9 protein-coding genes are annotated in these 14,909 nt (G+C 70.1%); 6 read left to right on the forward strand and 3 right to left on the reverse strand.

What is annotated here, in order from left to right; all coding sequences use genetic code 11:
• The first annotated feature begins 295 nt into the window (after positions 1-295).
• Together ACX114_RS25805 and ACX114_RS25810 are read left to right on the forward strand one after the other, a co-directional pair.
• Positions 296-1,525 carry a heparin lyase I family protein gene (locus ACX114_RS25805; RefSeq protein ID WP_459288747.1) on the forward strand — a complete coding sequence of 410 codons (1,230 nt, stop codon included), beginning with the start codon at positions 296-298 and terminating at the stop codon, positions 1,523-1,525.
• A gap of 80 nt (positions 1,526-1,605) precedes the next feature.
• Positions 1,606-2,175: a hypothetical protein gene (locus ACX114_RS25810; protein WP_459288749.1), complete on the forward strand. Its 570-nt coding sequence runs from the start codon at positions 1,606-1,608 to the stop codon at positions 2,173-2,175.
• Between the two features lie 7 nt (positions 2,176-2,182).
• Here the strand turns inward: ACX114_RS25810 and tesB are convergent, their stop codons facing one another.
• Positions 2,183-3,052 carry an acyl-CoA thioesterase II gene (gene tesB / locus ACX114_RS25815; RefSeq protein WP_459288750.1) on the reverse strand — a complete coding sequence of 290 codons (870 nt, stop codon included), beginning with the start codon at positions 3,050-3,052 and terminating at the stop codon, positions 2,183-2,185.
• Positions 3,053-3,205: 153 nt separating this feature from the next.
• Here tesB and ACX114_RS25820 point away from each other — a divergent pair, with 153 nt between their 5' ends.
• Positions 3,206-4,651 (forward strand): ArnT family glycosyltransferase, encoded by a 1,446-nt coding sequence (locus ACX114_RS25820; RefSeq protein ID WP_459300282.1) that lies wholly within the window; start codon positions 3,206-3,208, stop codon positions 4,649-4,651.
• A gap of 163 nt (positions 4,652-4,814) precedes the next feature.
• The gene (locus ACX114_RS25825) at positions 4,815-8,378 is read left to right on the forward strand and encodes a glycoside hydrolase family 78 protein (protein WP_459288752.1); all 3,564 of its coding nucleotides are present in this window, start codon (positions 4,815-4,817) and stop codon (positions 8,376-8,378) included.
• A gap of 75 nt (positions 8,379-8,453) precedes the next feature.
• Here the strand turns inward: ACX114_RS25825 and ACX114_RS25830 are convergent, their stop codons facing one another.
• Positions 8,454-8,855 carry a VOC family protein gene (locus tag ACX114_RS25830; protein ID WP_171435787.1) on the reverse strand — a complete coding sequence of 134 codons (402 nt, stop codon included), beginning with the start codon at positions 8,853-8,855 and terminating at the stop codon, positions 8,454-8,456.
• A gap of 219 nt (positions 8,856-9,074) precedes the next feature.
• On the opposite strand from ACX114_RS25830, the gene ACX114_RS25835 reads away from it, so the two are divergent.
• Positions 9,075-9,395 carry a hypothetical protein gene (locus ACX114_RS25835; RefSeq protein ID WP_459288755.1) on the forward strand — a complete coding sequence of 107 codons (321 nt, stop codon included), beginning with the start codon at positions 9,075-9,077 and terminating at the stop codon, positions 9,393-9,395.
• A 299-nt stretch (positions 9,396-9,694) separates the two neighbouring features.
• On the forward strand, positions 9,695-11,734 hold the full coding sequence (locus ACX114_RS25840) for a M20/M25/M40 family metallo-hydrolase (protein WP_459288757.1): 2,040 nt from the start codon (positions 9,695-9,697) through the stop codon (positions 11,732-11,734).
• Positions 11,735-11,799: 65 nt separating this feature from the next.
• Here ACX114_RS25840 and ACX114_RS25845 read toward each other — a convergent pair whose 3' ends face one another.
• Entirely contained in the window at positions 11,800-14,799 is a 3,000-nt protein-coding gene (locus tag ACX114_RS25845) for a hybrid sensor histidine kinase/response regulator (RefSeq protein ID WP_459288759.1), read from the reverse strand.
• Positions 14,800-14,909: the final 110 nt, after the last annotated feature.

Raw genomic sequence — 14,909 nt, forward strand, 5'->3', positions numbered from 1 at the left:
CTCTGAACCTGCCCAGCATCCAAGCGGGTTCAGCGTCGCTTGTGTTCGAAATAGAACTTCGATATTCGGTTTATCACCTTGGAGTACGGCAGGCTTTTCCCCCGCTGCCGGATGGAGCACCGAACCCCACATCCCGTTGTCTTTCTCCTCCCGTCGACGCGGCCCTGTCGAACAGGTCCGGGAGCACGAGAGGGGATTGCCCCGCCGTAAAGCCAGACATTCCCCAGCCGTGCCCCGCCTCCTGTCGTTGGAGCATGGCCTTTCACTGCCTGTCCTTTCCCCCTGGGCCAACCCCTTGAAGAAAACCCTCCTCCTGGTTGAAACGTTGTTCGTCCTGGGCGCCGCTGGCTGTGGCGCTCCGGATGGTTCCCTTCCGGCGGAAGACCGCCAGCCGTCGGTCGAGACGTCCGGCGAGGACCTCACCACCACGGGCTGCACGCAGCTCACCCCCGCCAGCGTGAAGGCCAGCGGTGACGACGGCACCGGCAGCGTCGCGGCGAACACGCTGGATGATCAGCTCACCACCCGCTGGAGCAGCCTGGGCAAGGGCCAGTGGATTGACTACGACCTGGGCTCCACCAAGAGCGTGGGCGCGATGGCGGTGGCCTGGCACGAGGGCAACAAGCGCTCGAACACGTTCACCCTCTCCGTGTCGCCGGACGGCTACACCTATACGCAGGTGTACAGCGGCAAGAGCCTGGGGACGACCACCGCGGCGGAGACGTACAGCTTCACGCCGGTGAGCGCGCGCCGGGTGCGCGTCACGGTGCAGGGCAACACCCTCAACGACTGGGCCAGCATCGCGGAGGCGCGCCCCTGCGCCGGCACCACGACGACGCCCCCGCCCACCTCCCCCAGCGGCGTCGTGTGGCGGGGCGACTTCGAGTCCGGCGACCGCAGCCAGTGGGACGGCACGCAGATGATGTCCTCGGACCGGCTCCAGGTCGTCTCGTCGCCGCTGCGCGAGGGCGGCTTCGCGCTCAAGGCCACGGTGAAGCAGGGCGATGACCCCATCAACTCCAGCGGCAACCGCAATGAAATCTTCAAGCAGACGAAGGAGGCCTCGGGCTCCGAGTACTGGTACCGCTGGAGCACGCGCTTCGCGGCGGACTTCCCCAGCGTGAACACCTGGCAGCTCTTCACCCAGTGGCACCACGACGGCTGCTGCGGCTCTCCGCCGGTGGAGTTCTACGTCTACGGCGAGGAGATGCGGCTCAACATCGGCGGGTCCCCGGGCACCATCGTCTGGCGCACCCCCCTGGTGCGCAACACCTGGCACGACTTCATCTTCCACGTGAAGTGGTCGCCCAACTCCACCGTGGGCTTCGTGGAGCTGTACTACGACGGCAACCTGGTGCTGCCCAAGCGCTACATCGCGACGCAGTACTCCGGGCAGCTCAACTACCTGAAGATTGGCCTGTACCGGAACGACACCATCGCGCCGGTGGGCGTCGTCTACCACGACGGCTGGGTGATGGGCCGTTCGAAGGCGGACGTGCTGGATGCCAACTACCAGTTGAAGTGAGACACCGGCCGCGTGCCCCGGTAGGCGCCGGGGCACGCTCCGGGATAGGCTTTCACGAGCCCATCCCGAGGAGTCGTCTCATGCGCCTGTGCGCCGCGCTGACCGCCCTGTCCCTGCTGGCGTCCTGCACCACGACCTATGCCATTCCCAAGCCGGAGCTGACGCGGCTGGATGGCTTCCGGGACGACAACGCGGCGCTGATGCGGGAATTGGGCGACGTGATGCTCAACCGCGTCACGGAGCGCAAGCGCACGGTGCGGGACGTGGAGGGCCAGCCGCACCAGTTCACGTCCGAAACGCCGCTGGCGCTGGCGCGGGTCTCCGCCCAGGCGGACGTGGAGTTCCAGCGCTTCATCGAGGTGGGCGTGGACGGCGAGCGCTTCCGGGGCGTGCCGCTGGAGGGCTCCACCTCCAGCGCCCCCGCGCCCGCGACGGTGGTGTCCCTGTCGGAGGTGGACCACGCCCGGCTGCGCGAGTTCAGCCTGGGCAAGACGCTGCTCCTGACGGGCACCATCGGCGTCGTGTTGATGGGGTCGCTGGTCATGGTGAGCAAGCTCTTCAAGCCCACCACCGGCTCGGATGGCGACCGCCCGGGCGGCGTCATCGAGCTGGGTCCCGAGCCCCGGCTGTACCAGGGCCTGGCGTTCTGATTTCCCCCTAGCGCGCGTCCTTGCGCTGGCGCAAGAGCCCCTCCTGGGCCACGGAGGCCACGAGCCGCCCGTCGCGGGTGAAGACGTGCCCGCGCGCCAGGTCCCGGGCGTTGCCGGCCCAGGGGCTTTCAATGGTGTAGAGCAGCCAGTCGTTGACCTTCAGGTCGCCGTGGAACCACAGCGCGTGGTCCAGGCTGGCCATCTGGAAGCCCGGCTGGAGGAACGTCTGCGCGTGCGGCTGGAGCGCGGTGCCCAGGAGGTTGAAGTCGCTGGCGTACGCGAGCACGTAGCGGTGCACCTGGGGCTCGTCGGGCATGGCGCCGTCGGCGCGGAACCAGACGTGCTTCACGGGCGGCTCGGCGGTGGGCTCGAAGGGGTCCACGTACGTCACCGGGCGCATCTCGATGGGCTTGGCGGAGAGGAACTTCTCCCGGTGCCGCTCGGACATGCGGCCCGCGTGGCGCCCCAGGAGCTCCAGGTCCGTGGGCAGTGACTCCGGCGGCGGCACGTCCGGCATGGTGGCCTGGTGCGTGAAGCCCGGCTCCTCCCCCTGGAAGGACGCCATCAGCGTGAAGATGGGCTGCCCCTTCTGGATGGCCACCACGCGGCGGGTGGTGAAGCTGCCGCCGTCGCGCACGCGGTCCACGGTGTAGACGACGGGCAGGCTCGCGTCCCCGGGGCGCAGGAAGTAGCCGTGCAGCGAGTGCACCGTGCGCTGCTCCTCCACCGTCTGGCTGGCGGCGGACACGGACTGCCCCAGCACCTGCCCTCCGAAGAGCTGCCGGAAGCCCAGGTCCTGGCTGGCGCCACGGAACAGGTTCTCCTCGATGGGCTCCAGCTTCAGGAGCCCCAACAGCTCGTCCAGCACCCGGCTCATGTACGTCCTCCCGTTTTGACGCACCCCGTCCATATCCCAGCCCCGGGCCGGTGCGCGGACCAATGTAGAGTGCGGCGCCTTTCCGTCCCGGAGGAGCCCGTGGCCTCGCTTTCCCTGCCAGACGCCGTCCGGCGGCACCCGGCGGCCTGGGGCATGGTGGCCACGTTCGCCGCCAGCCTGCTCTTGCGCGGGCTGTACCTGGCGGGCGCGCCGGACCGGGACTGGCCCTTCTCCGTCTTCTTCGCGGGCGACGCGCGCTTCTTCCACACCGCCGCGCTGGACCTGGCGCGGGGCCGCGAAGCCCCGGCCGCCCTGCCCTACCACCCGCCCCTGTTCCCCGCGCTGCTGGGCCTCCTGTACCGGGTGCTGGGAGAGCCCCAGGGCAGCGCGCTTCCATACAAGCTGGCGCTCGCCTGTCTGGGGGCGGCCACGGTGGCCTTCTGTCAGGGCTTCTGGCGGCGCCTGCTGGGGACGCCGTGGAGCTTCGTCGCGGCGGGGCTGTACGCCACGAGCTTCGGGTGGCTGGTGCTCTCCACCACGTACAGCAATGAAACGCTGTCCGCGCTGTGGCTGTGTTTCACCTGCGCGCTGGCCCTGCGCATGGCCGGCGCGGTGCCGTCCTGGCCCGCGGTGCTGGGATTGGGCGCGGTGATGGGCTTTGGCACCCTCACCCGCGCGGAGCACCTGGGGCTGTGGCCCTTCCTCCTGGTGTATGCGTGGACGGCGCGCGAGCGGGCGCCCTGGAAGCCGTGGGCCCTGCGCTGGGGCGCGGCGATGGGCGTGTCCCTGCTGCTGCTCGTCCCGTCCGCGCTGCGCAACCTGGACACGATGCGCGCGTTGAACGCGCGGGCGCCGCACCTGGAGCCGCTGCCCGAGTGGGTGCCCGTCACCGTGTATGGGCCGCTCAACTTCGCCATGGCGAACCACGCCGCCGCCACCGGGGGCTTCACGCCCGCGCTGATCAACCAGGGCGGCAGCAACGGCCAGTTGGACCCGTCCCGCCCGGAGCACCGGCGCCTGCTGTTGCACGGCTACGCGGAGGGGCTGCGCTGGATGGCCGCCTCGCCCGGCGACGCGGCCCGGCTCTTCTGGACGAAGCTGGACCTGTGGCTGGACGGCCTGAGCCTGGGCGTCGGCGTGTCGGACGTGCCCGGAGGCCTCACTGGCGAGCGCGCCCCGGTGGACGTGTTCATCCCCGACGCCGCGTGGCTCAAGTGGCCGCTGGCGGCGCTGCTCCTCGCCGGGATGCTGCTGTCCCTCAAGCCCGCGCACGCGCCCTTCCGGCTGCTGTCGCTGGTGGTGCTGCACCGGGTGCTCGTGACGCTCGCCTTCTTCGGCTACGCGCGCGGCCTGCTCGTCGTCTTCCCCGCGCTCCTGCCGCTGCTGGTGCTGCCCCTGAAGGTCCTGGGCGAGCGCCACGCTGGCGTGTCCCGGAGGCTGCCCGCGCTCGCCGGGGCGCTGCTCTTGCTCGTGTGGGCGGAGGCCGCGCTCGTCGCCACGCAAGAGACGCCCCGCCGCTTCATGGCCAGCGGCACCACCGACGCCGTGAATGGCAAGCTCATCCAGGACGACCGCGTCCGGCTCTGGCCCCGACCCTGAGCGACTGAACACTTCAAGCCGTTGATTCCATTCCACTTTCTGAAATACAGCCCTAATCAGGAATAACCGCAATACCAACTTAAAAAGCGCATGACCTAAGCAGGAGGGCGCTCCGCCCCGGAGCCCGCCGGTCCCGTCCGGCGGCATCACCCGAGGAGACGTCATGCGCCCCCTGCGGTCCGCGTTGTGTTGTCTTGCCCTCCTGGTGTCATCCACGACGTACGCATTCCAACCCTCCCAGCCCGAGCAGCAGAGCGCGGCGGCGAAGAAGGCCTTCTTCAAGCCGGAGCTGTACCTGCCCATCCAGAACGTGCCGCTGGAGAAGGCGCGGTCGCTGATGCCGCGCGCGGGCGCTGACCGGTGGGCGGGGTTCGTCACCCGCTTTGGCGGCAACGTGCAGGTGTATCTGGATCCGCTGTCCGGCATGCCCACGGGCATCCAGGGCAGCTTCCCCCTCATCCCGGGTGACGGCTTCCGCAACAGCGTCACGCTGGAGTCCGTGCGCCAGGGGCTGGGCCGCTCCGTGGGCAGCGTGGACGAGTCCGTGGTGGGAGAGCTCGTCTTCAAGTTCATCGCGGACCACCAGGAAGCGATTGGCGTGGACCTGCTGCAGCTGGGCTCGCCGCGCGTGACGCAGGTGACGGACACGCTGTGGCAGGTGCACATCCCGCAGGTGGTGAACGGCATCACGGTGCGGCACGGCCGGCTGGCGGCCACCATCAGCCACGGAAACCTCATCCTCCTGGGCACGGAGGCGTGGGCCAACGTGGGCATCGACACGAAGCCCCGCTTCAGCGCGAACCAGGCGCTCGCCGCGGGCAGCACGTTCCTGGGCCAGACGCTAACGCCCACCAGCCTGTGGCAGCAGCCCACGCTGGAGGTGGCCCCCTACGCGCGCACGGGCGCGGCCTTTGGCCAGGGCTACGGGCACGCGCTGGTGTGGGCCTACGGCTTCTCCAACCCTGGAGAGCACGAGCGCTGGAAGGTGACGGTGGACGCCAACTCCGGCGAGGTGCTCGCCGTGGAGGATGACAACCACTACTTCGACGCGCAGGTGAAGGGCGGCGTGTACCCGTCCACCAACATCGGGACCTGCACGTCGAAGGAGACGTGCGGCACCATGCAGCCCAACACGCCCATGCCGTGGGCGAACACGGGCTTCGCGTCGCCCAACAACTTCACGGACGGCGCGGGCATCTACAACTACAGCGCCGGCACCCTCAACACGACGCTGTCCGGCAAGTACGTGAAGATCGCCGACAGCTGCGGCGCCATCAACGTGAGCTCCGCCACGGGCAGCCTGGACCTGGGCGGCGTGAACAACGACCACGACTGCACGGTGCCCGCGGGCACGTCCGCGGGCAACACGCCGGCGGCGCGCTCCAGCTTCTACGAGCTGAACAAGATCAAGGAGGTGGCCCGCGGCTGGCTGCCCAGCAACACCTGGCTGCAGGGCCAGCTCACGTCCAACGTGAACCTGAACAGCACCTGCAACGCCTTCTGGAACGGCAGCAGCGTGAACTTCTACAAGTCCGGCGGTGGCTGCCGGAACACCGGTGAGATTGGCGCGGTGTTCGACCACGAGTGGGGCCACGGCATGGACAACTTCGATGCCAACGGCTCGCTCTCCAACTCCAGCGAGGGCTACGCGGACATCGCGGGCATCCTGCGCCTGCAGACCTCCTGCGTGGGCTACGGCTTCTTCCAGACGACGAACACGGGCTGCGGCCTCACGCCGGACGGCACGGGCTACAACCAGCAGGAGGCCCAGGTCGCGGGCCAGTCCTGGTGCAACCTGCGCTGCTCGGGCGTGCGTGACGCGGACTGGGCGGCGAGCGCGCCGAACATCCCGGCCACCCCGCAGAACTTCACCTGCAAGATGTGCTCGTCCGGCTCCGGCCCGTGCAGCAAGCAGGTGCACTGCGCCGCGTCCCCCGTGCGCCAGGCGGCGTGGGACCTGGTGACGCGCGACCTCACCGCCGCGCCCTTCAACTACAACTCCAACGACGCGTTCCTCCTGGGCAACAAGCTCTTCTACCAGGGCTCCGGCAACATCGGCACGTGGCACGCCTGCAACTGCACCGCCGGCACGTCCGACGGCTGCGGCGCGACGAACGGCTACATGCAGTGGCTGGCCGCGGACGACGACAACGGCAACCTGGCGGACGGCACGCCGCACATGACGGCCATCTACGCCGCGTACAACCGCCACAACATCGCCTGCTCCACGCCCGCGCCCACCAACGGCGGCTGCGCGACGGCCCCCACTGCGGCCCCCGCCACCACGGCCACCCCGGGCGACAGCCAGGTGAGCCTGTCGTGGACGGCCTCCGCTGGCGCCAGCCAGTACTGGGTGATGAAGACGGAGGGCTTCGCGGGCTGTGACTTCGGCAAGGCGCGCGTGGCCACCGTCACCGGCACCAGCTACACGGACGCGGAGGTCGCCAACGGCCGCCAGTACTGCTACTCGGTCGTGCCCGCGAGCAGCAACGCGTGCTTCGGCCCGGCGTCCACCTGCACCTGCACCACGCCCACCTGCGCGGCGCCCGGCTCTCCCACGCTGTCCACCCCCGCCTCCGGCGCCACCGGCGTGGAGCTGCTCGCGGCGCTGGACTGGGCGGACGTGACGGGCGTGTCCGGCTACGAGGTCCAGGTGGCCACCGACAGCGCGTTCACCAACGTGGTGCGCAGCGCCAACTCGCTCGTGGCCAGCAACTGGAACGTGTCCCCGGGCCTGACGGCGAACACCGCCTACTACTGGCGCGTGCGGGCGCTCAACTCGTGCGGTGGCACCAGTTCCTGGAGCGCGACGCGCAGCTTCACCACGCGCGGCTGCGTCACCCTGGCGGCTCCGACCCTGACGTCTCCCGCCTCCGGCGCCACGGGCGTCGCCCTGACGCCGGCGCTGGACTGGTCCGACGTGACGAGCGCGGCCGGCTATGACGTGCAGGTGGCCACCGACAGCGCGTTCACCAACGTGGTGCGCAGCGCCACCGGCCTGTCCTCCAGCGCGTGGAACGTGACGCCGGGCCTGTCCAACCTCACGTCCTACTACTGGCGCGCGCGGGCCACCGACAGCTGCGGCGCGGGCGCGTACAGCACCGCCTTCAGCTTCACCACCACCAACGTGTGCACGCCCACCGTGGCCACGTACAACTCCACCCTGCGCACCCCGGCCTGCGGCTCCGTGTGCGGCTGCGACACCGGCCCCACGCTCGTCAATGGCCGCGGCACGATGTCCGGCGGCGTGGAACCCAACCAGCCCAACACCCTGGGCGCCACCTGCACGGACGGCTCCAGCGGCAGCTACCACGCGGATGAGAGCATCGACCGCATCGTGCTCAAGACGGTGGACCAGGGCACCATCACCCCGGGCAAGCAGCTCACCGTGGACGTGACGGTGTGGTGCTACGGCACCACGGACCAGCTGGACCTGTACTACACGACGAACACCACCACGCCCGCGTGGACGGCCGTCACCACCGCCCAGGCCTGCACCGCGGTGGGGCTGAAGACGTTCTCCATCCCCGTCACCGTGGGCGGCACCACCGGCAACCACGCCGTGCGCGCGCAGTTCCGCTTCGGCGGCAGCGCGTCCAGCGCGTGCGTCACCGGCAGCTACAACGACCACGACGACCTGGTCTTCAACGTCGCGTCCGCGGTGGCCGCCAACCCCACCGCCCCGTCCGCGAAGCAGGTGCGCGGCCGGGCCGTGACGGCGCGCTAGTCAAGACGCGCGCGGCCGTGAAGTGACAGGGGGGCTCCCGGTCCACGCCGGGGGCCCCCGTGCCTTTTCACGGCGTCACCACGTGTAGACGACGGACGGCGCGGACCGCTTCGCGGGCCCGTGGTGGACCATCTCGATGTTGTTGCCGTCCGGATCCAACACGAAGGCCGCGTAGTACCCCGGGTGGTAGGAGCGCTCCCCGGGGGCCCCGTTGTCACGGCCGCCCGCGGCCACCGCCGCCTGGTGGAAGCGGTGGACCATCTCCCGGTCCTTCGCCTGGAAGGCCAGGTGCACGCGCGCGGTGGGCTCGCGGTCGTTGCTGATGAAGAGCTCGTCCGCGGCGAAGTGCCGCTCGCTCTCGTTGAAGACCGGGATGCCCATCACCTCCAGCACCGCGCGGTAGAAGCGCTTGCTTGCCTCCAGGTCCCGGACCTGGAGGTGGACGTGGTCGAACATGCGGCCGTGGTGCAGTTCCATGGTCTGCCTCGCGTGATTGGCGTGTCGGGTGTCGTTCAACACCGCGCGGTCGCGCCACCATCAGAGCTGCAATTCACGTATGTCAAGACGGCTTCGCCCGGGAAGTCGTGAAAGCGGCAGCGACTTCCACAAAAGGGCGGGCGCGCGGCGGCATGACGACGCAGCTTCGTGCGATAGTCCGCGCCACTTCGCTGTTCTTGCCTTCAGGAGGGTGCCGCGATGTTCATCGAAATCATCGTCCTGCCCCGTGAAGAGCAGTCCCCGAAGCGGCGCGCGGCGAAGGCCGCCAAGGCCCCGTCACCGGAGAAGCGCGGCCGGGCGGAGCTGGCCCAGGTGTGGCGCGAGGAGGGCAAGGCCTTCCACGGCGCCGTGCTGGAGTTCATCAAGGCCCAGCACCTCTTGGGCGCGGTGAAGTGGATGAGCGAGCCGGGCCTGTTGCCCCAGGTGACGCTCGTCGCCTCGGACCGCGTCCTGGAGAAGCTCCAGGCGGAGCCCCGCTTCGCGGCCGGCCGCTCGCTGAGCATGAACCTGCAGACCTGAGCGCCGCCCGTCCCCCCGCGGCCTCCCCCCTCGCCTTTCCCATTTTCCAATCATCTGTCTGTGACACCCGCGTGAGCCCTTCCGCGGTGCGTCCAGGCGTGGCCCGCGTGCGTCATCGTTGGCGGAAAAACCTGTCACATCCTGTCTCACGCTGCTCTCCGCCTTGACGGCGGTGTCTTGAATTCCACAGGATGCGCACAACCCACGAAGTCTGGCCAAACGGCCCGGGCTTGAACGTGGGGGGTCCCCTTGGTCGTGCCTCCCGTCAGTGCGCCCCTCGCCTGGAATCGGAGCGGAACATGCGTTTGAAGAGAGTGGTCCCCGTGGTCGTGTCGCTGTGTTGCGCCACCGCTTCCGCCGAAGAGCCGCGTGACCGGGAGGTCTACATCACCATCGGTTCGGAGGCGGTGGGCACGGTGCGCTCGTCGTTCCGCGGCGGGAACGCGCCCACGCTGGTGCGCGAGGAGAACGGGGTGAGCGTGCTCAAGCTCACCGAGTCGCAGCTGAGCGACGTCTCCTCCATCATGCATGAGAAGTATCACCGCTGCGCGGGCTACATGGCGCACGACACGCAGGAGGCGGCGCTCGCGGCGCTCACGCCCGCGCAGCCGACGCAGTCGCTGGTGAGCTACACGCTGGACAACGCGGCGGTGGTCAACTCGCTCTTCACCGGCCTGCAGGAGGCCAGCATCAAGAGCACCATCACCCAGCTGTCCAGCTACACGAACCGCTACTACAACAACTCCTCCGGCGGCACGCAGGCGGCCAGCTGGCTCCAGGGCATCTGGGCAGGCTACGCCAACGGGCGCAGCGACGTGAGCGTGCAGCTGTACTCGCACTCGGGATGGACCCAGCCGTCCGTCATCGCCACCATCACCGGCACCGTCTTCCCGGACGAGGTGGTAGTGATTGGCGGCCACCTGGACTCCATCCAGCAGTACGCGTCCAGCCCCCCCACCGCGACCGCGCCGGGCGCGGATGACGACGCCTCCGGTGTCGCCACGCTGTCGGAGGTGTTCCGGGTGGCGATGGCGAAGGGCTACAAGCCGGCGCGCACGGTGAAGTTCATGGCGTACGCGGCGGAGGAGGTGGGCCTGTACGGCTCGCAGGCCATCGCGCAGGCGCACAAGTCCGCGGGCGCGAACGTGGTGGGCGTGCTCCAGCTGGACATGACCAACTACCGCGGCTCCTCGTGGGACCTGACGCTCGTCACGGACAACACCAACGCGGCGCAGAACGCGTTCCTGGGCAACCTCATCGACACGTACACGGGCTACACGCGCACCAACATCACGTGCGGCTACGGGTGCTCGGACCATGCGTCGTGGAACGCCCAGGGCTACCCGGCGTCCATGCCGTTCGAAGCCCAGATGAACAACGACAACCCCTACATCCACACGGCCAACGACACGCTGGCCAACAGCACGGACGGCACGAGCGGCAACAACGCCAACAACGCGCTGAAGTTCGCGCGCATTGGCGCCGCGTACCTGGCGGAGCTGGCCAAGGGCACCATCCCGGGCCTGCCCACGGACACCACGCCCCCCACCGTGGCGCTCACCGCCCCGGCGGACGGCGCGACGGTGAACGGCACCACCAACATCACCGCGACGGCGTCCGACAACGTGGGCGTCAGCAAGGTGGAGTTCCTGGTGAATGGCGTGGTGAAGGGCTCGGCCTTCTCCTCGCCGTACAGCTACGCGTGGGACAGCCGCACGGTGGCCAACGGCACCCACACGGTGGCGGCGAAGGCGTATGACAGCGTGGGCAACAACACCACCACGGCGGCGAGCTCGGTGCGGGTGGCCAACGTGTCCACGACCGGCACCTATGACGGCACGTACAAGACGGTGCGTTGCAGCGCGGCGGCGGCCACCTGCGACAGCGGCACGCTCTTCAACGGCCGCGGCACCCGGGGCCCGGAGTTGAACACGCCCAACACGCTGCGCGGCACCTGCAAGGACGGCAGCACCGGCACCTACAAGAGCGATGAGTCCCTGGAGGCACTCAAGGTGTCCACCGTGGACGGCTCCAACTTCGCCGCGGGCAAGCAGGTGAAGGTGGAGGCCACCGTCTGGGCCTACCTCAACCCCGGGTCGGACCGGTTGGACCTGTATTACACGGCCAACGCCACCGCGACGACGCCCGTCTGGACGCTGATCACGTCCGTGGTGCCGACGACCGCGAACCTGCACACCATCTCCGCCACGTACACGCTGCCCTCCGGCGCCAACCAGGCCGTGCGCGCGCAGTTCCGCTACGGCAGCGGCGCTCCGAGCAGCGCGTGCATCTCCGGCGAGTACAACGACCGCGACGACCTGATGTTCACCGTCCAGTAGGCGGCGGCTGACGTGAAGTGACACGGGAGGGGATCCGGGCGCGAGGCCCGGGTCCCCTTCGTGTTTCAGGCCGCCTTGAGCCCTTCGATGGGCAGCTCCACCACGAAGGTGGAGCCCAGGCCCGGCTGGCTGTCCACGGTGATGCGGCCGCCGTGCGCCTCCACCACCTGCCGGGCAATCCACAGCCCCAGGCCCAGGCCGCCGTAGTTGCGCCCGGGCACCGCGCGCTCGAAGCGCTCGAAGATGCGAGCGCGGTCCTCCTCGCTGATGCCAATGCCCTCGTCGCGCACGGTGAGGCGCGCGGTGCCGTCCTCGGCGGCCACGCGCACCGCGATGGGGCGGCCCTGGCCGTACTTCGCCGCGTTCGTCAGCAGGTGCGTCACCACCTGGTCGATGCGCAGCCGATCATACCGGCCCACCAGCGGCGTGCCCGCGTCCAGCGTCACCGTCACCCCCGTCCGCGCCATCTCCTCGCGCAGCCGGACCACCGCGTTGCCCACCACGGCGGTGAGGTCCACGTCGTTCAGGTCCAACGCGAGCCGGCCGGTGGTGAGCTGCGACACGTCCAGCAGCGTCTCCATCAGCGCGTGCAGCCGCTGCACCTGCCGGCCGGCGGACTCCAGCGGGCTCTTCGCGCGGCCCAGCGCGTCCTCGCCCAGGCTGCGCTCCAGCCGCTCCAGGTGCAGGCGGAAGGCGGCCAGCGGCGTCTTCAGCTCGTGGCTCGCCACCGCGAGGAAGTCGTCCCGGGCCTGGACGCTCTCGCGCAGTGACTGGGACAGCATCTCCTGGCGCAGGACCTCGCGGCGGGTGCGCGACAGCTCCAGCATGGAGCGCACGCGCGCGACCAGCTCCCGGGCGCTGAAGGGCTTCACCAGGTAGTCGTCCGCGCCCGCCTCCAGCCCCTCCACCGCGGCTTCTTCTCCGGCGCGGGCGGACAGCATCACCACGGGGACGGCGCGCGTGGAGGGCCGCTCGCGCAGGCCGCGCAAGAGCCCGAAGCCGCCCAGCCGGGGCATCATCACGTCCGTCAGCACCAGGTCCGGCGGGCTCGCGCGCGCGGCGGCCAGCGCGGCCTGCCCGTCCGCCGCCAGCGTCACGTCGAACGACGGCGACAGCACACGCTCCACGTACTCGCGCATGTCCGCGTTGTCGTCCACCACCAGCACGCGCGCCCTGGGGGCCTCCACGCCCGGGGGCTCCGCATCCGTCAGCGCTGGCACCGGCTCCAGCGCCCGGAGCACGGGCTCCGCGTCCGACCAGCGCTCGGCCTCCTGGAGGAAGGGGCGCGCGCCCAGGGCGGTGGAGTCCTGCTGACGCGCGGCCTGGATGCGGTCCGCGGGCAGGTGCGCGTGGCCCCGGGGGATGCGCACGGTGAAGGTGGTGCCCCTGCCCTCCTCGCTCTCCACGGTCACGTCGCCGCCGTGCAGCGCCACCAGCTCGCGCACCAGCGCCAGCCCGATGCCGGTGCCTTCGTGGGTGCGGCTTCGCGCGTTGCGCACGCGGTGGAAGCGCTCGAAGAGGTGGGGCAGCTCCTCCTGGGGGATGCCCGTGCCCGTGTCGGTGACGCGCAGGAGGACGTCGTGGCCCCGGTGCTCCTGCCGCACGATGATGCCGCCCTCGAAGGTGTACTTGAGGGCGTTGGAGAGCAGGTTGAAGACAACCTTCTCCCACATCTGCCGGTCCACGTAGACGGGCTCCGGCAGCTCCGCGCACTCCACGCTGAAGGACAGGCCGGTGCGCTCGATGGCGGAGCGGAAGTGGCCCGTGAGGTCCCGGGTGAAGGCGGCCAGGTCGGTGGGCTCGAAGCTGGAGTCGATGCGGCCCGCCTCCAGCCGGCTGAAGTCCAGCAGCGTGTTCACCAGCCGCAGCAGGCGGCCCGCGTTGCGGTGGACGAGCTCCAGGTCCTTGCGCGCGCTTTCCGTCACCGGCACCTGCGCGAGCACGTCCTCCAGCGGCCCCAGCATCAGCGTGAGCGGCGTGCGGAACTCGTGGGAGATGTTGTGGAAGAAGGCCGTCTTCGCCCGGTCCAGCTCCGCCAGCGCCTCCGCCCGCTGGCGCTCCTCCTCGTAGGCCCGCGCGTTGCGCAGCGACGCGGCCACCTGCGCGCTCAACAGCTCGCTGAAGGAGGCATGGCCCTCATCGAAGGCGCGGTTGGGGGACAGCGCCGTGACGAGCACCCCCAGCGGCGCGGCCGTGCCGGAGCCCGCGAGCGGCTGGAAGAGGAACGTGCCCACCGCGTCACCAAACGGCCCGCCCGTCAGGGCCAGGAGCGCCTCCAGCCCGTCGCGCAGCACCCGCTCTCCCGCGAGCGCGCGCAGGAACGGCGCCGCCATCCGGGAGCTGGCGTCCAGCGGCACGGTCTCCGGGCTCAGGGGACCGCCGCGCTCGATGCCCACGGCCCCGCACAGCGTCAGCGACCTGCCATCCTCTTCACGCAGGTAGAGCAGCGCGCACGGCACGTCCAGGGGATGGTCCGCCAGGGCGGTCACCACATCGCCGCAGGTCTTCGCCACGCTGCGCGTGTCCGCCGCCTGGGCGGACAGGTCGCGCAACAGCCGCGTGCGCCGCTCGCTCAGCACCCGGGGCGTCACCTCCGCGCACACCGCGAGCATGCCGCCGATGGCGCCCGTGTCGTCGTAGGCGGGCGCGTGGCTCACGTCGAAGTAGGACTCCTCGCGGTAGCCGCTGCGGTTGAGCAGCAGCCGGAGCGCGGGCACCCAACTGGCGACGCCCGTCGTCATCGCCTCGCGCACCAGCGGCTCCAGCGAGTCCCACGCCTCCGCGAGCGTGCCCCGGATGTCCGTGCCGAGCGCGGCCGGGTGCTTGTCGCCAATCACCAGCGAGTAGGCGTCGTTGTAGAACTGGGTGAGCTCCGGCCCCCACGTGAGGATCATGGGGTAGCGCGACCCGAGCAGCGTCTTCACGAGCATCTTGAGGCTCGTGGGCCAGGAGGCCACGGGCCCCACTGGTGACGCGGCCCAGTCGTGCGTGCGCACCAGCGCGTGCATCTGGCTGCCGCCGGTGAAGAGGGTCTCCGGCGTCTGCGGCGGAACATCCTGGCTCATCGCGGGCACTGCTCCTCACATCAGCGAGCCATTTCCCTATGCCGGCTCCCGGTGGCTTCCCACTGGAAATTTGCCCATCCGTTTGGAGTGGAGCACCTCCCGGGCGCCCG

This window comes from Corallococcus sp. M7 (genome assembly GCF_054512695.1).